The 21,187-nt window shown below is 43.4% G+C and carries 15 protein-coding genes; 6 read left to right on the forward strand and 9 right to left on the reverse strand.

Features of this window, described 5'->3' with window-relative positions; translation table 11 throughout:
* Positions 1–17: 17 nt before the first annotated feature.
* The 3 genes from glgB to AC2A4J_RS07085 form a co-directional block, all read right to left on the reverse strand.
* The gene (gene glgB, locus AC2A4J_RS07075) at positions 18–2,213 is read right to left on the reverse strand and encodes a 1,4-alpha-glucan branching protein GlgB (RefSeq protein WP_484175457.1); all 2,196 of its coding nucleotides are present in this window, start codon (positions 2,211–2,213) and stop codon (positions 18–20) included.
* A 26-nt stretch (positions 2,214–2,239) separates the two neighbouring features.
* Positions 2,240–5,365, reverse strand: a complete 3,126-nt coding sequence (locus AC2A4J_RS07080; protein ID WP_484175458.1) for a glycoside hydrolase family 15 protein — start codon at positions 5,363–5,365, stop codon at positions 2,240–2,242.
* Between the two features lie 329 nt (positions 5,366–5,694).
* Positions 5,695–7,311 carry a methyl-accepting chemotaxis protein gene (locus AC2A4J_RS07085; RefSeq protein WP_484175459.1) on the reverse strand — a complete coding sequence of 539 codons (1,617 nt, stop codon included), beginning with the start codon at positions 7,309–7,311 and terminating at the stop codon, positions 5,695–5,697.
* Positions 7,312–7,526: 215 nt separating this feature from the next.
* Between AC2A4J_RS07085 and AC2A4J_RS07090 the strand changes: the two genes are divergently transcribed.
* Entirely contained in the window at positions 7,527–7,961 is a 435-nt protein-coding gene (locus tag AC2A4J_RS07090) for a YqaA family protein (RefSeq protein WP_484175460.1), read from the forward strand.
* Positions 7,962–8,028: 67 nt separating this feature from the next.
* Positions 8,029–8,760 carry an SPOR domain-containing protein gene (locus AC2A4J_RS07095; RefSeq protein WP_484175461.1) on the forward strand — a complete coding sequence of 244 codons (732 nt, stop codon included), beginning with the start codon at positions 8,029–8,031 and terminating at the stop codon, positions 8,758–8,760.
* A 101-nt stretch (positions 8,761–8,861) separates the two neighbouring features.
* Here the strand turns inward: AC2A4J_RS07095 and AC2A4J_RS07100 are convergent, their stop codons facing one another.
* Positions 8,862–10,214: a YdgA family protein gene (locus AC2A4J_RS07100; protein ID WP_484175462.1), complete on the reverse strand. Its 1,353-nt coding sequence runs from the start codon at positions 10,212–10,214 to the stop codon at positions 8,862–8,864.
* 187 nt (positions 10,215–10,401) lie between these two features.
* Here AC2A4J_RS07100 and AC2A4J_RS07105 point away from each other — a divergent pair, with 187 nt between their 5' ends.
* Positions 10,402–11,082, forward strand: coding sequence for a hypothetical protein (locus tag AC2A4J_RS07105; RefSeq protein WP_484175463.1), 681 nt, complete (start codon positions 10,402–10,404; stop codon positions 11,080–11,082).
* Between the two features lie 39 nt (positions 11,083–11,121).
* Here AC2A4J_RS07105 and AC2A4J_RS07110 read toward each other — a convergent pair whose 3' ends face one another.
* Positions 11,122–11,919 (reverse strand): transglutaminase domain-containing protein, encoded by a 798-nt coding sequence (locus AC2A4J_RS07110; protein WP_484175464.1) that lies wholly within the window; start codon positions 11,917–11,919, stop codon positions 11,122–11,124.
* A gap of 215 nt (positions 11,920–12,134) precedes the next feature.
* Here AC2A4J_RS07110 and AC2A4J_RS07115 point away from each other — a divergent pair, with 215 nt between their 5' ends.
* On the forward strand, positions 12,135–13,523 hold the full coding sequence (locus AC2A4J_RS07115; protein WP_255828471.1) for an MATE family efflux transporter: 1,389 nt from the start codon (positions 12,135–12,137) through the stop codon (positions 13,521–13,523).
* 70 nt (positions 13,524–13,593) lie between these two features.
* On the opposite strand, the gene AC2A4J_RS07120 is transcribed toward AC2A4J_RS07115, so the two are convergent.
* Positions 13,594–15,207 carry an NAD(P)/FAD-dependent oxidoreductase gene (locus tag AC2A4J_RS07120; protein WP_484175465.1) on the reverse strand — a complete coding sequence of 538 codons (1,614 nt, stop codon included), beginning with the start codon at positions 15,205–15,207 and terminating at the stop codon, positions 13,594–13,596.
* Positions 15,208–15,377: 170 nt separating this feature from the next.
* Between AC2A4J_RS07120 and AC2A4J_RS07125 the strand changes: the two genes are divergently transcribed.
* Complete coding sequence (locus AC2A4J_RS07125) at positions 15,378–16,193, forward strand: TauD/TfdA dioxygenase family protein (RefSeq protein WP_484175466.1); 816 nt, start codon at positions 15,378–15,380, stop codon at positions 16,191–16,193.
* Here the strand turns inward: AC2A4J_RS07125 and AC2A4J_RS07130 are convergent, their stop codons facing one another.
* Both AC2A4J_RS07130 and argC read right to left on the reverse strand, forming a co-directional pair.
* Positions 16,194–17,630, reverse strand: coding sequence for an SLC13 family permease (locus AC2A4J_RS07130; RefSeq protein ID WP_484175467.1), 1,437 nt, complete (start codon positions 17,628–17,630; stop codon positions 16,194–16,196).
* Positions 17,631–17,688: 58 nt separating this feature from the next.
* The gene (gene argC, locus AC2A4J_RS07135; RefSeq protein WP_484175468.1) at positions 17,689–18,627 is read right to left on the reverse strand and encodes an N-acetyl-gamma-glutamyl-phosphate reductase; all 939 of its coding nucleotides are present in this window, start codon (positions 18,625–18,627) and stop codon (positions 17,689–17,691) included.
* Between the two features lie 150 nt (positions 18,628–18,777).
* Between argC and AC2A4J_RS07140 the strand changes: the two genes are divergently transcribed.
* Complete coding sequence (locus AC2A4J_RS07140) at positions 18,778–19,254, forward strand: Fis family transcriptional regulator (RefSeq protein ID WP_484175469.1); 477 nt, start codon at positions 18,778–18,780, stop codon at positions 19,252–19,254.
* Here AC2A4J_RS07140 and AC2A4J_RS07145 read toward each other — a convergent pair.
* Positions 19,251–21,116: a cation:proton antiporter domain-containing protein gene (locus AC2A4J_RS07145; protein ID WP_484175470.1), complete on the reverse strand. Its 1,866-nt coding sequence runs from the start codon at positions 21,114–21,116 to the stop codon at positions 19,251–19,253. The two genes, AC2A4J_RS07140 and AC2A4J_RS07145, sit on opposite strands and share 4 nt — an antisense overlap.
* Positions 21,117–21,187: the final 71 nt, after the last annotated feature.

Genomic DNA, 21,187 nt, shown 5'->3' on the forward strand with positions numbered 1-21,187 from the left:
TAGGTTTGAACTTAAGGCTAAGACTCGCTTAGCCATTTTAACAAAACACCAGCCAGTGGTGGCACTTGCAGCTCAATGCTTTGGTCGCGGCCATGACTGACAATAGCCTGTGTATCGTATTCTTTGCTTTTAGCGAAGCCACTGCCAGTGTAGCTTGTCTCATCCGTATCCATGACGACTTGGTAGCGGCCTGATTTGGGCACACCAATACGGTAGTTGCCATGGGGGGTTGGGGTGAAGTTAATCACAGCCACAGTGTGTTCATCACTGTTTTTTGCTTTGCGGGCAAAGGCTAAGATGCTGTTGGCGCTGTCGTCGTAGCTGATCCATTCAAAGCCTAGATAAGAATGATCAAACTGCAAACTCGCTTCGTTTTTATATAGATGGTTTAAGTCTTTGGACAGAGATTGCTGGGCCTTATGGTAATCCGTGTCTAACAAGTGCCAATCCAAAGAGCGCTCATGACTCCACTCTTGACCTTGAGCAAACTCGTTGCCCATAAAGTTCAGCTTCTTACCTGGATGGAAATACATGTAAGCCGAAAATGCGCGCAGATTGGCGAATTTCTGCCAAGCATCCCCAGGCATTTTTGTGATCATTGAGCCTTTACCGTGTACCACTTCATCGTGAGAAATTGGTAGTACAAATTGCTCATCAAAAGCATAAACCATGCTAAAACTAAGCTCGCCTTGATGATGTTGGCGATAAATTGGGTCTTTTTTTATGTAATCCAGAGAATCATTCATCCAGCCCATGTTCCATTTGAAACCAAAGCCCAGACCATTCATGTAAGTTGGTTTAGATACGCCTGGAAACGCAGTAGATTCTTCCGCGACAGTAAAGCAGCGCGGATGATTCAGATACACGGTTTCGTTTAAACGGCGTAAGAAATCAATGGCTTCGTAGTTGTGATTGCCGCCGTCTTTGTTGGGAATCCATTCGCCGTCTTCACGGGAATAATCCAGATACAACATAGAGGCCACGGCATCAACGCGCAATCCATCGATATGGAATTCTTCTAGCCAATAAACGGCATTACTGATTAGGTAATTTACAACGTGTTCTTTACCAAAATCGTAGATCAACGAATTCCATTCTGGATGCCAGCCTTTTTTAGGATCTGGGTATTCGTATTGCTTGGAACCATCGAAGTTCGCCAAGCCATGACTGTCTGCAGGGAAATGTGCTGGAACCCAATCCATAATCACGCCGATATTGGCTTGGTGAAGCGCATCCACGAGGGCTTTGAAATCTTCAGGCGTACCGAATCGAGAGGTTACCGCATACAAACCAACAGGCTGATAACCCCAAGATCCATCGAATGGATATTCGGTAATAGGCAATAACTCAACGTGCGTGTAGCCCATTTCTTGGATATATGGAACCAGCTGATCTTTTATTTCCAGATAGGTTAGCGGCTGATTATCACCTTTGCGACGCCATGAGCCGATGTGCAATTCATAAATGCTCATGGGTTTTTCATAAATGTCTTCGATAGGGCGATTAACCCAAGTGTCATCTTGCCAAGCGTGTTTATTATCAAAGCAGGTTACGCTGGCAAAGGACGGATATTGTTCAATACGCTGCGCGTAGGGATCGCTACGATGAGGAAGAATGTCGCCGGATTTCGCGCGAATCTCGAACTTATAACGAGCACCGTGATTAACATCTGGAATAAACAATCGCCAAATGCCATCACCATTACTCGACATAGGATGAATACGACCATCCCAAGCATTGAAGTCGCCAACCACAGAGATGGAACGAGCGGCTGGTGCATAAACGGCAAAGCGTGTGCCTTGAATAGTGAGTTGATCATTTACCTTGGCAGCAGCACGAATCGCTCCTTGGCTTTTGTATTGACTCGCTTGATGGTGCTCAGGGTCGACAAAAGTCGTATTAGGAAATTGATAGGGATCAACCATTGTATACGTGCTTTTGTCTTTATAAGTAATTTCAAGGCGATAATGAAAGCGCGTATTTTCTTTTGGCCATTCAGCGTGAAACAGGCCTTTGTCATTGGTCTCGCTCATTGTGGCGAGTTCTTTATCTGAGTCTATGGCTAATACACGAATAGAAATGGCTTCTGGTTGCCAAACCAGTAACGATAAACCTTTTTTAGAAGGAGATACTTGTAGTCCTAAACAGCCAAATGGGTCTGAACAATGTGCACTCAGCACATCATTAATTAGGGCGTTTTTTATTAAATCCATTCACTTCTCCAGCAAGAGTGAGCGTGTTAACTCGATGAGTGTTGGTGCTGATGACTGTGAAGTTTGCTCACTGCCCAACGCAAATATTGGTTTACTTTGTTTGGTGTTATTTGTGCAAATTCATCCAATGCCGCTTCTGCTCTACTGTCTTCTGGATGTTCTGCTTGATGTTGCTTAGCATGATCCAAAGCGGCTTGAGTAACTAACACTGGCAAGTTAATTTCTTGCTCAAATTTGCAGTTTTTATGTTGCTGGCAAAACTGTATGAAGGCATATAAGCCCTCAAAAATTAGGCTCTTGTACCAGCTAGGATGAATGTCTGATGTTAAGGTCTCGATCAGCAGAGCAAAGGTATCTTCGCCTGGTGTCATTGAGCTAAGAGCGCGTTTACAATCTAACGCGGTATTGCTCTGCGAATCACCAAATACAATGGTATTTGCATGGCTTAAGCTTCCCCATAACTGCAATAACATAGACTCAGGTAGCTTAGTGATCATACCTTGCTCAGAACGCCAGTCAAACCAGTCGACGTCTTTCATCTTGCTTTGTGCATCAGTACTGTTGTGATAGCGCATGTTGTTCGCCACATGGGCGTACTCATCGTGCTTCTGTTGTAACACTTGAGTTAGTGCTTCGTAAAGCTCGCTAGGGGAGACCTTAGATAATGTGTCAAAAACTGGCGCGTCGTCTTCAGGATCAAACTGTCGAGCGCAAAGCATAGCCAAGTTATGAACACGAATAGTACGCACGCCAGAGAAAAACTCCGGATGTACTTTAATTAAAGTGCCTGCAATCGCTATTAACTCGTGGCAAATGACCAAGCCGATTGGCGAAGAGGAAACACTTCTTAGCATGTCCAAAATGGCATCTTGGTGCAGAGGCGAATGAATATCGACTTCTGTTTCGGGTGTTTCACCAATGACTAATAAACGCTGTCGAACCGTAATGTCGGCAATATAGGTTGCTAGATCGGTTGATGGTTTCAAAATAAGAGAATACATCTGTCGAGCTGGGCGCCAGTTCTCTGATATTAGTGCTTGCAGATAGACACTGTTCAATACTTTATAAGCGGTAATAGCGGGCGTTGAATCTGGTATGGTGTTCATCAATGCACGGCGTCCCCCAAGCTCCATCAAGCAATCGACCGCTTCGTCTAAGCTTGGTTGATCTACTAGGCGAGCAAGCAAATCATCAGTATCGGCTGTCTTTATAGCAGCAACATCGTAGGGCTTTGGTTTGTCAGCTAAAGGCCAAAGTGTATCGTGAACAGGGAAATTTGTTTCTAACTGTTTATGGTCAAGCGAGCTAATGATAATGGCGCGTCTATTACCTGACTTGAAGGCATTTTTAGCTGATTGAGGAATGACGCGGAATTCTTCATGTTCCCGTTTTTGCAATAAGCGAATAAATTCAAATAATTCGTCACTGCCTTTCATTTCGCTCATGGCTTCATCAATAAGTATGCTGAAAACAGCATTCGCTTGATAGTACCAATGGTCAGCGATGGTTTTTAATTCGTTACGAATGTGTGCTTGGAATAGGCTAGGGTCAATTTTTCTGTAGTCTTTGTCTTCGTTTTGAATCCAAGATAAACACAAATAACTTTCGTCATTGATGCTAAACGCCTGAGAGGTAGCCAAGCTATTTAAAGCTCGATTTGGACGACCTTTTAGACCCAATGTTTCAGAGGCGCCAAGATGACGGTAGGTTTGAACCAATTGGTCAGCACTAATGGCTTTAAGTGGCGCAATGTCCTCTAGGGTTTGGCAAAGGCAACCAGCATTTATTAGTTTTTGTTTGACCTTGTCATTTTGTGCCAAGATAACCATCGAAGTGGTGACTTTGTTTGGTCTGTGCTGAATACGATGCAAACCAAGTGGATCTAGATCGTCAGTCGTTATGAGTTCCTCATCGAGCATTTTGCCGACTAAAAACAGACTTTGCGCCCAAACCAAAGGTAGATTGTCGTTAGGCACACGTTTTTGAGAGCCCGGTTTTTCTTTCTCCGCGAGAATATTTTCTTGCGGCACATAATAGAGTTCTGGCAACAGCATTTGACCGTCTTTTTCGACCATCAACGATTCGAGTTTATGGCGGTAGAAGTTGGCACTTTCCCAGTCTCGGGCAAATAAGCGGTCGATATAAAGATAAGTGAAAAATAGCGGCCATTCGGACTCTATGTGTTCAAAGTTAATCAGCTCATCGTATTCGTAATAAATTCGACTCTGGTCTTCCAGTTCAGATTGGTGACCATCTAAAAGAAAGCGCTTACAGCCATATTCGCCACCCAGTTTGCTAATGATTTCTTTACGTGTGCGACGTGTTAATTTTTCATCGTTCACTGCAAAGGCAGGGAAGCCAATGATACTAAGAATGGCGCTGTCGACTTCTTTGGAGCGAGATTCTTTAGGTAATAAGGATTGTAATACCGATCCTGCTCGAGCAACCGCATCCGCAAAGGAATGCACGACCGCCCATTCAGGGCCTTCTTCACCAAATAAATTTAATCCATCCATGGCTTCCATGGCGGCTTTTGCCATACCTACAGAGCTGGCGTTTATTTCAGCCTTGCCATTATTTACCTTATTACCACGCTCCCAAATACCGTAATCTGGGGTGCGATAAGTACGAGAAATATAATAAATAAGGTTTTGGATGAAGTTGAATTCATCTCGAGAAAAAATCAGCTTGCTGCCCGCTTTAGTCATTTGAGCCAACATCAGCAAATAAAAGCTGGTGGCATCAATTTGTAAATGGCCCCAGGCATCATCAGCGACGGCTTCTAAACCGGTTTTGGTATCGTATTTGGCGTGCAGTGCGTCTTTTGGGTCTAGGCTGTGCTTGAAGGCTTCCACTTTATGGGATTGGCGCATCATAGCGAACAGTAAGCCGCGCATCATTTTTATGCAGGCGAACTCAAGTTCATTGGCGCGTTTTTGTGGATTGGACGCTCGTTTATAGGCCAGATGTAAGGCCCAAACGGCTTGAATACTGTAGACATTATCTCGCACCCAAGCATCGGTGTAGTTACCGTGGTTATTAATGCTTGTGCTAGCAGGAAAAAGCCCTGTTACTGGGTGCTGGCGGGTCAGTATGACCGCTTGGATATGTTGATAAAGAGAATCTAGCTTATCTTGCGTATCAGACGCCATGTTCGATCCTTTATAAAACTCTGTTGTTTAGGCCTAAAGCTCAGTTCGTACTATAGTACTAATTAAGTCTAAAACCACTATACCCAAACATAATGTGACTCACCAAGAAGTTAAAGCAGTAAAGAAGCTTCTTTTTCACTTAATTTTTTTAAATGTCGAGATTTCAATCAAGTCAGGCATTTATGCACAATGTTTGAGCATAAAATCGGGCTTAAGTGCAGTTTAAGGTGCGTTGTTTAATGTTTTATGACGCAAGGATAAGTTTTAGAAGAAAGAAAAAGAGGTCATGAGTTTTTAAGGTCATCACCTCTTTCTATATAGTAAAAAAATTAAGTACTGTACTGGTGAACCAATTGACGTAATTGGCTGGCGCAATCTTGTAGATTGTTTACCGATGTTTGAATGTCTGTGGAATTGTGATTGGTTTCTTCACAAATGCTCGCAATGCTTTCGAGTGTCTTATTGACGGTTTGTGAAGACTCAAATTGTCGATCAGCGGCTTTGCTAATACTGCTGTTCAACTTAGAAATAGAAAGTACGCCATTAGCTATTTGAGTAAAGGCTTGTCCTGCCTGTGAAGTTTGTTCAGCACCTTGGTTCGCTGTACTTCTGGCGGACTCCATCACTTCAACAGTATTTAGTGTTTGCAGAGTCAATTGATCGATTAAACCGCCAATTTCTGTCGCTGCAAGTTGTGAGCGCTGGGCAAGTTGACGAACTTCGTCAGCAACAACCGCAAAACCTCGGCCTTGTTCGCCAGCGCGAGCGGCTTCAATGGCTGCGTTTAGTGCTAGCAGGTTTGTCTGATCTGCCACTTCGGCAATGATGCCTAATCGATCATTAATATGAGTTACGTCTTCGCGTAATTGCTGAATTTGTTTCGCGGCATCGCCAACTTCAATAGAAAGCTGCTGAATATCTTGATTGGCTTTATCCATGACGCCAAGGCCTTGTTTGGAGTGCTGGCCAAGCTCTTGTGTTGTGTTATTGGCTTGTTCGGCAATGGCAAGGGTATCTTCAACCGAGGTCATTACACTTTGCATCAGCTCTGTTGCTTTGCCTGTGTTGGATAATTGTCTGGCGACACCTTGAGCTGTTTTAGTGGTCGAATTATTCGTTTGGCCAACAATGCTGTCTAAGGTCTCGCTGGAATGGCTAACATTGCGCACGATGGACTGAAAGTCATTCATCATACTGTTAAATGCTCGTGCCATTTCGCCCATTTCGTCTTGACCAGTAAACTCAACACGCTGTGTAAGATCGCCTGAGTGTTGTACGGATGTCATTGTTTTGCATAGAGAGGTCACACGACTTGTTACCAAATGGATAATATACAAAGCGGTCCCGCCGACCAATACGGTCAATAGACCCACAACAATGGCATAATCTATTAGCGCTTTTAAGAAGAAGCTGATCACGGCATCCATAGACGCGGTAGCGATAATGGTCAGGTTCCAAGGGCTGAATGTAGATGCGCTGGCAATCATTCGATGAACTTTGCCATCATTACCTTGATACTCAAATTCGATAGTTTGATAATTCTTTTTAGAAGTCGATGCCTGCGCTTTGTTTAGTTCATCAATGAGCGAAGAGGGCGATGTGCTGCTACGATAAGTCGCTGGAGAATTGAGTAAAGCTCGACTGTTTTTATTGATGATCCATAGGCTCTGTTGATCACCATAACGGAATTCAGACAGTAGTGAAATAGCTTGTTGTTTGGCTTCTTCAGCGGTTATTTCACCATTGGTTTGTTTTCTATAAATAGGAGATAGTGTGGTGTTGACGATATCTAAAATATCTTGCGTTCTATCTTTTCGAGCGTCTACGTGGCTGTTAAATAGCGAAGAAAGGGAGACTAGAATCAGTGCCGCTGTTCCCATGGACATAAGTCCGATAATAGCCCATAACTTGTAGCGAATTTTTATATCGTTAATGCGATCCAGCATGCCAGCTCCGTTAGATTGGGATAGGTTATTAGTCTTTCGACATGAGACTTTTGAGAATTAGTACATGGAGCTATTTAAATAGCTGATGTTTATAGAAAATGGCCATACTCTCTAGAGTAAGTGTTTTTTTATACATTGCCTAGTAGATAAAATTGAGCTGAATCAATGTTTTTGTATTTAACGAGTAACTTAATAAAAGTAGATAGAGAGAAACAGTGTTAGATTATTTGTTCATATTTTTGGTTTCTTTTTTGTCTGCTACTGTCTTGCCTTTGGGGTCGGAAGGCTTGTTGCTTTACTATGCAAATGACGTCAATTTGTCAGTATTCTATCTATGGCTTTGGGCAAGTTTGGGGAATACGCTTGGTGGTTTAACAAATTGGTTTCTGGGCTTATATTTGGTGCGTTTTGAGCACAAAAAATGGTTTCCAGTGACCCCTAAAACGCGACAAAAAGCAGAGCGTTTTTTTAATAAATACGGCGTCTGGAGCTTATTATTTACTTGGTTACCTGTTGTCGGCGACGGGATTGCTTTAGTATCAGGAGTGTTACGCACACCTATTTGGTATTTTTTACCTTTGGTTTTGATTGGCAAAGCAGCTCGTTATGCCTTAATTTTGTGGGGACAGTACTCGCTATTTGCTTCATAGAGAGCCGCCTAAATCGGTGTTTAATAGTGAGCCGTAAGATTTAATGATGTACATGGAGAATAAAAGAATGGGAATGTCCAAAAAACTGATTGTGGTGATGGCTGGATTATCATTAGCTGCTTGTTCATCGGTTGGTGATAAAAATACCTTTATGACCTACGAAGATTTGCAAACTAAAGTTCGTACTCATGATGAGCAATGGCAAGCAGTGCAATCGAAGTTAGATCGTATTGATGAGCTAGAAGCGGAAGTGGCGGCACTAAAACAAGGCAAGGCATCGCCTGTCGCACCTGAATCAATGTCAGATGATAGGGTGGAGAATAACTTGATAGCTGACGAAAGTATGGCTGCAGTGAATGTCGCACCAGCAGTTATGCAAGCGCCTATTGAGGGACAAACTGATAATTCAGACTCTATGGCTGTTAGCGCAGAAGAAAACATAGAGATGGATAAAGCGGCACCTCCGGTTGTTGCTGCCCCAGCTATGTCTTCACCTACCATGTCTGATCCACAAGCAACTGCAAAACAACAAGACTATGGTGTTCAAGTCGCTTCTTATGCTAATCGTGATGAAGCCATTCGTGGTTGGAATGTATTGTTGAAAAGCTACCCAACGTATTTTGATGGTTTAGTGCCCTTGGTTAACCAAAAGGAAGTAAATGGACGCACTATGTATCAGCTTAAAGTGGGTCCATTTTTGAATAAATCCTTCAGTTCTGACTTTTGTAAAATGCTCAAGGAAAAAGGCAAAGACTGTTTAGTGACTCAATATAATGGCGAGACTTTCGCTAGTAACTAAATTGCTTTAATAGACTAAAAAAGGCTCGTCTTATTTCTGTTTGCACAGAATTTAAGACGCGCCTTTTTAGTTTGTAATTTGGCTATTTTTAAATACGTAACTTACATTAAAGGAAATGCCGAATCGTAGATCTTGCCTTGGCCATCTTCGATGGTTATTTCGCTTTTATATTTGTCATCATCAAGCTGAATCAAGCCTTGTTGAACAAAGCTGTTAATAATCATTAATGCTTGTTGTTTTACTTCAGGGGCCGTCACTGGAGCACGCATTTTGCTGGCAATAAATTGCTCTGCGAAGTCACGAATTAAAGGCTCATCCGCTTCGATATTAGCTGTCACAACAGCGTTGTATAGCCAAAACTCAGGAATTAATAACTCATCAATGGTTGGTGTTTCAATATCAGCGAGTTTACTTGTCAGTGTCGCATTAAAGCTACCTTTAGGAAAAGTACCGCTGAAGTCTGTGATGTTGAATTCAGGTTTCGCGGCCAATAACTCACCAATATTGTTTTGCATAAAGGCAAACAGCGCGTCGCTGGAAGTGTCAGAAGTAGGCGATTCTGCTAGCACATCATCAGAGAACTTTTTGTAATCCATAAAGAACTTGTTACTGAGTTTTGTTAGCTCAGTGACAAAAGAAAGATCACTCGCGGTGAAGGTTCCAATCATGGCATTTTTAATTAGATAGGCTACTTGAATATTTCCTAACTGAGTTTCTTGATCCAAACTAGAAGTCGCTTCAATGTTGAGACCTGAAAATTCCGTGTCGCCACCTACATTAAGCTTTTCAAGGCTTAGGTCAGTTGTACTGTCGTAAAAACCACCTTGCATAATGGAAGCGAGATCCGCATTTAGCTCAATAGAAATCGAAAACCCTTCCGCTTTAATTGGTGTGTAGCCGTCTACTACATCCATTTGATTTAAATTGCCTTGGTAGATGAATCCTTGGTCTGACATTTGACCTTGGCCAGCATAACCACTGAATTGAATCGTATCGGCTGGGTTAGTAAACTCAGGAATTGTATCCGCGATTTTGAAATTATCAGTAAAGCCGCCAAGAACAGAAAGCTCATAGAAAGGCTGATCTTCATCCCAATCAACGTAGTCACGCAGATTATCACCAGCGAAACGAATATCAGTTTTATACAAACCAAACAAACCTTGGCTTGAAAACAACAAAGGACCATAGTGCGTATCAATAGTGATCTCAGCTTCAATAGCCCCATCCTGAATGGTAGGATCGAATTGAGTCGCGTCAAAGGTAACAAGTACTTTATTTTCAGAGCCGAACCAGACTGAATTGGTAGACACAATATTTGCAGTGTAGCCTGGTGCTTTATTGATATTTGATATCAGTTCTACAACTTTTTCTTGATGCTTGGGTGCAATAAATTTAGGGGCAACTAAGCATACAGCAACAAGCGTGAAAACGAGCACGGCAAGTATTTTTTTCACTGGAAGTTCCTTTTCATGGGATGGGTTAAAGTGGGCTCATGATACAGATTAAATGATAATGAAACAAAATTAAGATGAAGCATTTGCGTTGGCTTTTATAGCATTGTGGTCATATGTTGTTTAAGTTGGTATATGATCAGGTTTTTATTCATGCTCCAATTATTATTTTTTTAAGGGTTGTCAGGCTATGGTTTTCGAAGAGTATTCTCAGGTAGTAAAAGGATTTAAGTATGAGGCGTCATTATCGTTAACTGACAGTTTCAACGCTGTTTGTTCAGCGCAAGACGCTTTGATCACTGAGCTAGTCGAGAAGGGTGCAACAATTGCTGGTTGGAAAATTGTCGATAAAGATGGTGTGATTATTCTTTCGCCTATTTTTGACTTCCAAGTATTCGCTAATCTTGGCGACACCATATCAAATCAAGCATTTCGCGGTACTGAATTAGAAGTGTGCTTTCAATTAACTGTGCCAAGCACCACAGATCCAGTGGGTGAGTTGGTTGATGAATTGGCCCCTTTTGCGGCTGTAGAATTGATTCGTGCAGAGATTCATTCAAGTAACCATTCCGCATGCGATTTTTACTTTAACTACGGTGTTTTTGTCTCTCAAAAGCCAGTAGCTGGTGAGATACTTTTTGAAGGCGGCAATCAAAGTTATAGCTTCTCAGCTGAATTAAACCAACTTGTAGAGGCAAAGAAAGACGTGGTGAAGAAAGGGATACTTCAGTGTATTCAACGAGGCTATGGCAATAAAGACTACTTTTTTATTACCGGAACCTTAAATGGATTAGTACCTGCCGCTGAGTCTTTAGGCGTGAATCGAGTTATCAATCAAGGTGATGCTATTATTCAATTTGAGATTGTCTAATCGCATCATTCATTGTGTTGCTTCCTAAGAAGTGCTGCTTTATGGCGTAGGTCCTTGGGTTTCTTGGACCTTAACGTCGAGATTGAGCAGTTCTACTGGTGGGCCAAATTGGGTGTAGATGGCAACATCCGCAGCGTCTCGCCCGAAGGCAATAGCAACACGACCACCTTCTAAATCGGCCTGCGTCGGATCGAATGTGTACCAACGATTGCCAACGTAGGCTTCGAACCACGCATGCAAATCCATCGGCTCTAAGCCTTCGAGATAACCGACTACCATGCGTGCAGGAATGGCAAGAGCCCGACAACAAGCAATGCCTAAATGCGCCATATCTCGACAAACACCACGGCCTAATTCATTTAATTCAGAGGCACTCAGGTTTTGTTCACCTTCACCTGGTGTGTACTGAATATTTTGGCGGATATAATCGACGATAGCGCTGCATTGGTCATAACCTGGCGTTAAACCAGTAACGATGGATGAGGCCATATCAGTAAAATGATCTGAGTCGCAATAGCGGCTGGGGTGCAAGAAAGGTAAGGTTTCGTCTGGTAACTGTTGAATGTCGACAAAGGGCGCGCCAGGGGCAGAATCTGATGCATTAGCGGTTTCTATCACCACAGAAATTCGTATTGAAAAATGCCCTGCAGGGGCAACTAATCGCTGACATAAGTTACCAAAGGAATCAGTAAATTCCACCGCCTGCACACTGGGAGACAAGACATATTCTTCTCGTGCGATCCATTGTTGCATACCACTACGGGGGCGCAACATAAGCACAAAAGGAGAAGGTGTTTCAATGTTGAACTCAAGAGTACTGGATGCTTCTAGCCACATAAAACAACTCATGAATAGGGAATGTGGTTACTACATTAGCAGCTATGAGAGGGATCAGCCATAGAGCTTAAGTAACAGAAATTGCTATTTTTGATACTTCTCACGATAAAAGCTCCCGTTCGTTTCTTGCTTAGAATAATATCCTCATAGCCTATGATGGTAGCTCATACTCTAAATACCTTTTGCTTGTGGTGATATAGCGGGACATATTTCTAATGACGACAGAATCACATAAAAACAATACGTTTCTAAATAAGCCTTTATCGTTTGTTTTTCTAAAAACGGCCGCGCCGATTATTTTAATTATGATGGTGAACGGTTCGTTTGCGCTGGTAGATGCATACTTTCTCGGTTTGTTTGTAGGTGCGGATGCTCTGACTGCGGTTACTTCTATGTTTCCTGCTTTTATTCTGATTGTTGCTTTATCAACGCTCGTATCGAATGGTTTTGCCAGTTTGATGGCACGGCAGTTGGGTGCGGGAAATAGCTCCAGTGCCGTAGACGTTTTTTCTCAAGCAATTAGCTTGTCTTTATTGGTTTGTTTGGTGTTGATTGGGTTATTTCTGCTAGGTGGACACGCATTGACAGATGCTGTCAGCAATGGCTCCAATTTGATTGCCGATATGAGTTATCGCTACATATCCATCTTGGTTTTTTGCTCCCCTCTGATCTTTATTTTGGCCATCAATGGCGATAGTTTACGCTGCGAAGGGCGTGTTTCTTTCATGGCATCAGTTTCTCTTTTGTCCGTATTATTAAATGGGATTTTCAATTACCTACTGATTGTTAGACTGAACTGGGGGGTGGAAGGTTCAGCTTATGGGACTGTCTTCGCACAAGCTGTTTCTTTGATTATCATTTTTTTCTACCGTAAATCTCAGAAAAACGAGCTGAACCTTCAGGTGATTCTGTTTTCAAAATCCCGACAGCACTGGCTGACATTTTTGTCTTTAGGTGCGCCATCGAGTTTAAATTATATTGGCTTGGCATTAACGTCTGGGGCTATTTTATACAACTTACAAATATGGGATGCTGCTAATTATGCAACGACAGTGGGCGCTTATGGCATTGTTACGCGTTTAATGACGTTTATTTTCTTGCCTCTACTTGGGCTTAGTATGGCTTTTCAGGCGATTGTGGGTAATAACTTTGGAGCCAATTCGCTAGGTAGAGTAAATACCAGCATCCGAATTGCTTTGACTGTTGCCTTTGTTTATTGCCTGCTGTTACAGCTTATTGCGTTTGTTTTTAGAAGTGATTTGGGAGCCTTGTTTGTTAGTGATCAGGCGGTTATCAGTGAGGTTGTTCGAATCTTACCGCTTTCTACACTAGCGCTTTTCCTAGTCGGCCCGCAAATGATGATTAGCATGTTTTTTCAAGCCATTGGCGATGCGAAAAGAGCAGGTATCCTTGGCATCATGAAAACCTATGTCTTTTCTCTGCCGTTGATTTTCATTTTACCGTATTTCTTTTCCGAATGGGGAATTTGGTATGCCGCTGCGAGCACCGAGTTTCTTGCTTTGTTGCTGACTGTTTTTGTATTAGGTCAGCGTAATCGAACTCAAAACACCAGGCTTGGGTTGTTTTATAAAGAAGCACAATGAGCCTTTGGAATGCTCATTGTGCTTCTTGTTCTGAAAGGTTACCAACATAGCCATCTATGTCTGCAAAAAATTACTGAGCGCTTTTGGCGTTAATGCTCAATGCCATGGCTTCGGCGATTTTGATGCCGTCAATGGCCGCTGACATGATGCCGCCTGCGTAGCCTGCACCTTCACCCGCTGGGAATAAGCCTTTGGTGTTGATGCTTTCAAGGCTGTCGTTTTCGCGTTTGATGTTGATAGGTGCCGAAGTGCGTGTTTCTACACCAGTAAGTAGAGCGTCGTCGAAGGCAAAGCCTCGGATTTTCTTATTAAAAGCCGGAATGGCTTCGCGAATCGCTTCAATACAAAAATCTGGCAAGGCATCGGCTAGGTTAGTAAGTTTAATACCCGGTTTGAAAGAAGGCTCAACTGTACCGAGTTTTTCAGGTGTTTCGTTACGCAAAAAGGCACCGACGGTTTGTGCTGGCGCATCGTAGTTGCTGCCACCCAATTCATAAGCAAGGCTTTCTAGCTTGCGTTGGAATTCGATTCCTGCAAGCGGGCCACCCGGGTAATCGGATGGATCAATCCCCACTACGATAGCGCTGTTGGCGTTACGTTCATTTCGGGAATATTGGCTCATACCATTGGTCACAACACGGTTTTCTTCCGATGTAGCGGCAACCACGGTGCCACCAGGACACATGCAGAAGCTGTAAACAGAACGACCATTTTTACAGTGGTGAACCAGTTTGTAATCCGCCGCGCCAAGAATTTCGTTGCCTGCATTTGGGCCAAAACGGGCTTTATCAATTGACGATTGCTCGTGCTCAATACGAAACCCCACCGAGAAAGGTTTGGCTTCGATGTATACGCCTTTGTTGTGCAGCATCTCGAAGGTGTCACGAGCACTGTGGCCAATAGCAATAGCGATGTGTTTAGAATGCAGTTGTTCGCCATCGGCAAGTGTAACGCCAGTGACTTGGCCGTCTTCAATGTGCAAATCATCTACGCGACAGCTGAAACGAATTTCGCCACCCAGCTCAATAATTTGCGCGCGCATTTTTTCAACCATGGCAACCAGTTTGAAGGTGCCTATGTGAGGCTTGCTGACGAAGAGGATTTCATCTGGCGCGCCAGCAGCCACAAATTCGTTTAGTACTTTACGGCTGTATTGTTTAGGGTCTTTAACCTGACTATAAAGTTTACCGTCAGAGAAGGTCCCTGCGCCGCCTTCACCGAACTGTACGTTAGATTCGGTGTTCAGAATTTTTTTACGCCAGAAACCAAAGGTGTCTTTGGTGCGTTCGCGTACTTCTTTACCGCGTTCCAGAACGATTGGCTTGTAGCCCATTTGCGCTAAAACTAAAGCCGCTAATAAACCACAAGGGCCAAATCCAATGACGATAGGGCGCTCGGTTAGTGTTGCTGGTGCTTGTGCGACTTGATGATAGTCTAGGTCGGGTGTTTCTTTGACTTGTTGGTGATCCGCGAATTGGCTAAGTAAGTCATCGTTGCACGTCGTTTCAACATCCAAGGTGTAGATCAGCATGATGTTGGTTTTTTTGCGCGCATCGTAGCCGCGGCGAAAGACGTTAAAACTAACGAGTTTCTCCGCTGGAATATCAAGCATGGATAAAATCGCGTTTTCTACTGCGCTAGCGTCGTGATCAAGAGGAAGTTGGATATTGGAAAGTCGTATCATAGGAATCAATAATTAGAATGCTGGGTCAAGAGTGATTTAACGGGCATAGTACGATATTTTAGCTGAAAAAGCTGGTAAAACTTGCTTTATTGGCAAGACAGTCGGTGAATTTTTTTAGTATCGCAGAGCGTATTAGTTTTATTCAAATAATAGAGAGAGGACATTTTATTATGATTGTTCACCCTTTGGCTGACGTGCTTGGCGCTCAAGTTGATGGCATAGATTTGTCCGCGTTAACGTCACAAACTGTTGGGGACATTTATCAAGCATTTTTGACCCATAAAGTGTTGTTCTTTCGTGATCAATGTCTGTCTCCAGAACAGCATCTTGCCTTAGGTCGAATGTTTGGTGAACTAGAGCCTGCGCATCCTTTCTTCCCACATTTGGCCGAAAACGATCAAGTCGTCATTATTGAAACCGCGCGTGGTAACCCACCGGGAGAAAGTTTTTGGCACACGGACATGACATGGCAGGAAACGCCACCAAAATGTTCAATATTGCATGCCCAATATGTTCCAAAAGAAGGTGGTGATACGATTTGGTCTAACATGGCGGCGGTGTTTGCGAGTTTATCGAAAGAAGATCGAAATATGCTAGATTCTATGGACGCTATTCATGGATTGCACGCGTTCGAAGGCAGTCGATACGATGAACAAGATGATTCGGGTAAAAGTCGAGTCGCACAAAAATCTCAAGCTTATCCACCTATCGTTCGTCCAATGGTGACTCGTCATCCGGAGACCAATGAAGCGGTTTTGTTTATCAACGAGCAGTTTACGCGCTCGGTTGTTGGTCTTGATGATAAGGAAAGTCGAGCCTTGCTAGATCGACTGTTTGCTATTGCTCGACAACCTCAGTTTCATGTCCGATTTCGATGGCAAGCTGACTCGGTTGCCATTTGGGACAACCGAGTGACTCAGCACTTTGCAGTGACGGATTATGGTGATCAACCGAGAAAACTGCATCGAGTAACGGTTCGGGGATAGTTAAAACATTCCCAGAATATGCCACCAGAGGAAGTTCAGTGGTAGTAATAAAACACTTGTTAGCACAAAGGTCGCCAAACATACTTTTGTGACAGCGCTGATCGATAAATTACCAAGCGCTATTGCGGTAATCAAAGGTGGCGCTTGATAAGGCAATAAGACGTTGGAGAACGCCAGTACTTGAGTCATTAGTACGGCGTTATTAGACAAGCCAGTAATGTTAGCAAGATGCTCTGCCATTGGCGTCATAATGGCGGGTACGCCAGCCAAATTTGTTACCACTGACACGCAAGTAGAAATAAAGGTCAGCAAGCCTAAATTCATCAAAGGTGAATCTTGGGTGAAAGGAATCACCTCGGTTAAATAGTTCACCAAGATAGTACCCAATCCAGAATAAGCAATGATGGCACTTAAACCGATAATCCCAGCAGCGAATAACAAGGTGCCATACTGAATATCTTTGTCGATGCTGCTTTTTGCGGTTAATCCAAGGCTTGGCCATAAGCAAACTAACGCCGCAATAAGTCCAATCCAACCTGCAGAAATATGATGCAGCGAGTCGGTAAACCAGAAAGCAAAGCAAACACAAAGCACAATTAATAAGCGCGTTTCTACTTTCGTCATGGCGGATTTTTCTATGGTTGCTTGTATCGCTTGGTTTGGTGCTTTGTCTGGAAAAAGCCACAAGATAACACCAATGGTCATGATTAACTTACCAAACCCCAAGACAGGAAAATGCAGAAGTAGATATTCGCCATAAGAAAAAGGCGTGTTATACAGGGCTTCCGTCATACCAGAGAGCAGCATGTTAGGCGCATTTGCTGGCAGGATAGCAAAGGCTGGTAAAAAGGTTCCAAATGCCCCAGCTAATAACATACCTTTTCGACCATTGGAGTTTTGGTCATAGCCAAAGTGATCGGCTAAGGAGGCAATGATCGGGATAATGAGTACGATACGACTCACACCAGAAGGGATCAAAAAGGCCAACGCCATCGCAAACAAAGCAATTTTTATTATGGTGCCCTGGTAGCTATTGCCCAAAATAAGCATTAGTAATCGAGTTGCGCGAGAACTGATTCCCGTATGATTAATTGCTGCGCCAAACACCATACCGCTGAACAATAACCAAAATGTTGATGACTGGAATCCGGCGAATATCACTTGTGTGGGCGCTAGCTGTGTTGCTGTCGCAAAAGCAAATAAGCCTAAAGCTGGCCAATAAGCAGGCACCAAAGATGTTGCCCAGAAAGCGATGCAAATGAACAATAGCCCAGCAGTTAACGATTGGGGAAGCGTAAGAAATTGGTATGAAATAGCCCCAATGGCCAATGTCATCGCTAAAATCAAATAAAGCGGCCAGTTAGGTTTGCTTGGGGATGTCAATGAGGGCGTTGGTGTTGTTTCAGCAACATGTGGGGAATTGTTTTTATTATTCATTGGATGCTCTAAAGCACAAATCCCACCTTCTTTTTACAGAGAAGGTGGGATAAGGAGACTAGCGAAGATTCACGGCGGTTGCTTCGTCAAAACCTAACATAATGTTTAGGTTTTGTACGGCAGCGCCAGATGCACCTTTGCCAAGGTTATCCAGTTTTGCAACCAGTATACCTGACTTATTACCAGGTTCACTTAGAACGGACAGCTCGATTTGGTTGGTGTCTTCAAGACCATGAGGTGTCAAGAATGGGGCAGCGTTATCGGCAATCACATTAAAGCCATTAACGGTAACAAACATGTCATTGGCATACACTTCGGCCAACTTAGCTTGCAATTGTTCCATGGTGACGTCGCCTTTTAAGTTGATCGGTAAAAACGTCAACATGCCTTGGCGAAAGTTACCCACGCTTGGGACGAAAATCGGTGCGTTATCCAAGCCTGACCATTTTTTCGTTTCTGCTAAATGTTTGTGATTAAAACTTAAGCCGTAAGCCCCATAAATAGGTGCGTTGTTAGTGCTTTCATAGCGATCAATAAGTGCGTTACCACCACCACTGTAACCCGATACCGCATTGATAGAATAATCATAAGAGGCAGACAGTAATCCAGCTTCAATCAAAGGCTTTAGCAACAATATAGCCCCTGTTGGATAACAACCAGGGTTAGATACAAACTGCGCTTCTTTGATTTTATCGCGTTGAGTGATGTCTAGTTCAGGCAAACCATATACCCAACCATCGGCAACACGGTGAACCGAGCTGGCGTCTAAAATGCGGCAGCCTTCTTCTTTGGCTAAAACAACGCTGTCTTTGGCGGCATCATCTGGCAGGCAAAGCACGGTTACATCTGCTTCTTTCATCAAGCGACGTTTTTCTTCTACATCACGTTTTTTATCGGGATCGATACTGATGATTTCAATGTCGGGGTGCTTGATCAGACGATCTTTTACTTGAAGGCCAGTAGTGCCTGTTTCGCCATCAATAAATACTTTTTTCACAGCGTGATTCCTTACTAGGTGTCTTGCATCAAAGTAAAAGCAGGCGCTTTTATGAGTTTCTGCTTTTATCAGATGTTTGAAAGATGTTTTAGATAATGCCAAATAGTGTAATGCATCGGGGTTCGGCTGAATAGTTGATAGAAACGCTTAATGCCCAAAAAAGCATTTTTATCCCATATGATTGAACAACTGGAGACGGTTGGTTGTAATTCTGCAACAGGTTACACTTTCTGCCTCTTTAACCAGCTATGTGTTTTTATGAAGAAGTCCGATAAGAAAATTGATAATGCTCTTCGGGAAGCGTTAACTAACGTGTGCGAAACCGCTTTGGGTTCTGTGGAAGGTTTTGTTTGGTTAACGCATGTTGTTAATTACAATGCGTTTCCTAATTCACTCAAAATCGTTTGTGTGTTCGAAACGGACTTGTCTTTGTCTAAAGCCATTGAAGCCAAGCAAGACGAGTACTTTTATACGCTTATTCATCAAGAGTTAAGCGCTGCAAAAATCACATTAAACAAGCTTCGTCAGCAGGTGAGCTTTGATAGCGAAGAAGCTTGCGAGCGCTCCCATGCTGGTAAATGGAATGAACGACTCGCTAAGTTGCAAAGTAGCGTGACGTTGCACTAATCGGCCTGATCTTGAATGTCTTTCATGGCTTTTTGAAGCTGTGGGTTTTTCTCTTCAAGGTACGCTTTGAGGCGATCGATAAAGACGCTGTTTTCATGGAAAGGCACGCCTATCTGATGAGCGTCTGCTACTTCGACCATAGACACTTTATCGTGCTGGTTAAACACGTCGATCATCTGTTCCGCTTTATGGTGAGAAATGCCTAGTGCTTCAAAGGCAGAGCGTCCCATACGTAGACTACTGTCGTAGTTTTCTCGAATAATATCTCGGCATCCAGAGGCCCATAAATCGTATACGTGGTTATTGTCGAATGCTCGCGCGATAACATGCAGTTCAGGGTGATGTTCTTTGACATATTTGACAAGTTTGGTGGTTTGCTCTGGATTATCAATGGCGATAATCAGCAGCGAAGCTTCATCTATACCCGCCGCTTTAAGTAAATCCGGACGAGTAGCATCACCAAAGTAGTTTTTTACGCCAAAGCGTTCTAGCGCTCTAAGACGTTTTACACTGAAATCAATAACTGTTGAATGGTATCCAGCTAGACGTAAAAGGTTATCTATCGTGCTTCCCATTCGTCCTGAACCGGCAATGATGATTTTGTTGTCTTCAGGCAGATCGTCGTGTGCACTTCCAGATTGGTCGGTGGCATAACGGGGGGCGATCACGCGGTCATAGATAATAAATAACACTGGGGTTAGCAGCATAGATAACGCCACCACCAGTAGCAGAAGGTCGGCAATCTCTTGCGATATCACCGCATTACTGACGGTAAATGACAGCAGTACAAAGCCAAATTCCCCAGCTTGCGCAAGACTTAGTGCAAATAGCCATTTGTTTGACCCACGAATATTGAAAATCCGTCCTAATATGAGAAGCGTCGTGGCTTTTAGGAGGATTAATCCGATGGTTAAGCCAAGGATAGAGAGAAAGTTGTTAAACAATAGGGCGAAGTTGATGCCTGCACCGACAGTCATAAAGAAGAGTCCGAGCAATAATCCTTTAAATGGCGCGATATCGCTTTCTAACTCATGGCGATAGGGCGAATTGGCCAGAACGACACCAGCTAAGAACGCCCCCAAAGCAGGAGACAAACCAACCAAAGACATCAGTAGCGTGGTGCCGATGACAAACATGAGTGCGGTCGCGGTAAATAACTCTCTCAATTCTGCGACTGAAATAAAGCGAAAGATGGGCGTTACTAAGAAGCTGCCACCTAAAACCACGGTGGCGATTGCGCCTATGGTCACTAAGGCGGTTTGCCATGCATCTAATTCGTCAACGAGTGTTGCTGAGTGACTCCCAGCCTGAGCCATATCCGCAGCATGATTGAGCGATTCAATTAACTCAGGCGTGGCAAGTAGAGGGATAAACGCCAACATTGGAATAACCACAATGTCTTGAGCGAGCAGCACGGCAAAAGACGATTGACCACCGTCGGATGTCATCAAACCTTTTTCCGTTAAGGTTTGAATCACGATGGCGGTTGAAGAAAGTGCTAGCACCAAACCAATGGCCAAGCTAGTGCGCCATTCTTGGTTTAGCAACATTCCTATAGCCATAATTAAAAGGGCGGTTAACACAACCTGTCCGCCCCCTAAGCCGATTAATTTGGACTTTAGTGCCCAGAGCTTTTTCGGGTTTAGTTCTAATCCAACAAGAAACAGCATCATCACCACACCTAGCTCGGCAAAGTGTTGGATGGAAATAATGTCGACTTTTAATAATGTTAGTATTGGGCTGATAATAATCCCAGCGAGCAGATAACCCAATACAGAACCCAGTCCAAGCCGTGATGCAATAGGAACAGAAATGACCCCAGCAACCAAAAAAATAAAGGTTAGCAACAGCGTATCAGTCATTTCATTTTTCCTTTTCTAATCGCTAAATAGAATAAGTTGGCAATTTAGTGTGGTTCAGTGTTGTCGCTTTA

Source organism: Marinomonas sp. ATLA20, assembly GCF_057180105.1.

Bases quoted from the DNA above. Each gene is read 5' to 3' on its own strand.
- AC2A4J_RS07105 (WP_484175463.1), top strand. From the start codon at position 10,402: ATGGTTTTCGAAGAGTATTCTCAGGTAGTAAAAGGATTTAAGTATGAG.
- AC2A4J_RS07085 (WP_484175459.1), bottom strand. From the start codon at position 7,311: ATGCTGGATCGCATTAACGATATAAAAATTCGCTACAAGTTATGGGCT.
- AC2A4J_RS07095 (WP_484175461.1), top strand. From the start codon at position 8,029: ATGGGAATGTCCAAAAAACTGATTGTGGTGATGGCTGGATTATCATTA.
- AC2A4J_RS07130 (WP_484175467.1), bottom strand. From the start codon at position 17,630: ATGAATAATAAAAACAATTCCCCACATGTTGCTGAAACAACACCAACG.
- AC2A4J_RS07140 (WP_484175469.1), top strand. From the start codon at position 18,778: ATGCCCAAAAAAGCATTTTTATCCCATATGATTGAACAACTGGAGACG.
- AC2A4J_RS07115 (WP_255828471.1), top strand. From the start codon at position 12,135: ATGACGACAGAATCACATAAAAACAATACGTTTCTAAATAAGCCTTTA.
- AC2A4J_RS07110 (WP_484175464.1), bottom strand. From the start codon at position 11,919: ATGTGGCTAGAAGCATCCAGTACTCTTGAGTTCAACATTGAAACACCT.
- AC2A4J_RS07125 (WP_484175466.1), top strand. From the start codon at position 15,378: ATGATTGTTCACCCTTTGGCTGACGTGCTTGGCGCTCAAGTTGATGGC.
- glgB (WP_484175457.1), bottom strand. From the start codon at position 2,213: ATGGATTTAATAAAAAACGCCCTAATTAATGATGTGCTGAGTGCACAT.
- AC2A4J_RS07080 (WP_484175458.1), bottom strand. From the start codon at position 5,365: ATGGCGTCTGATACGCAAGATAAGCTAGATTCTCTTTATCAACATATC.
- AC2A4J_RS07145 (WP_484175470.1), bottom strand. From the start codon at position 21,116: ATGACTGATACGCTGTTGCTAACCTTTATTTTTTTGGTTGCTGGGGTC.
- AC2A4J_RS07120 (WP_484175465.1), bottom strand. From the start codon at position 15,207: ATGATACGACTTTCCAATATCCAACTTCCTCTTGATCACGACGCTAGC.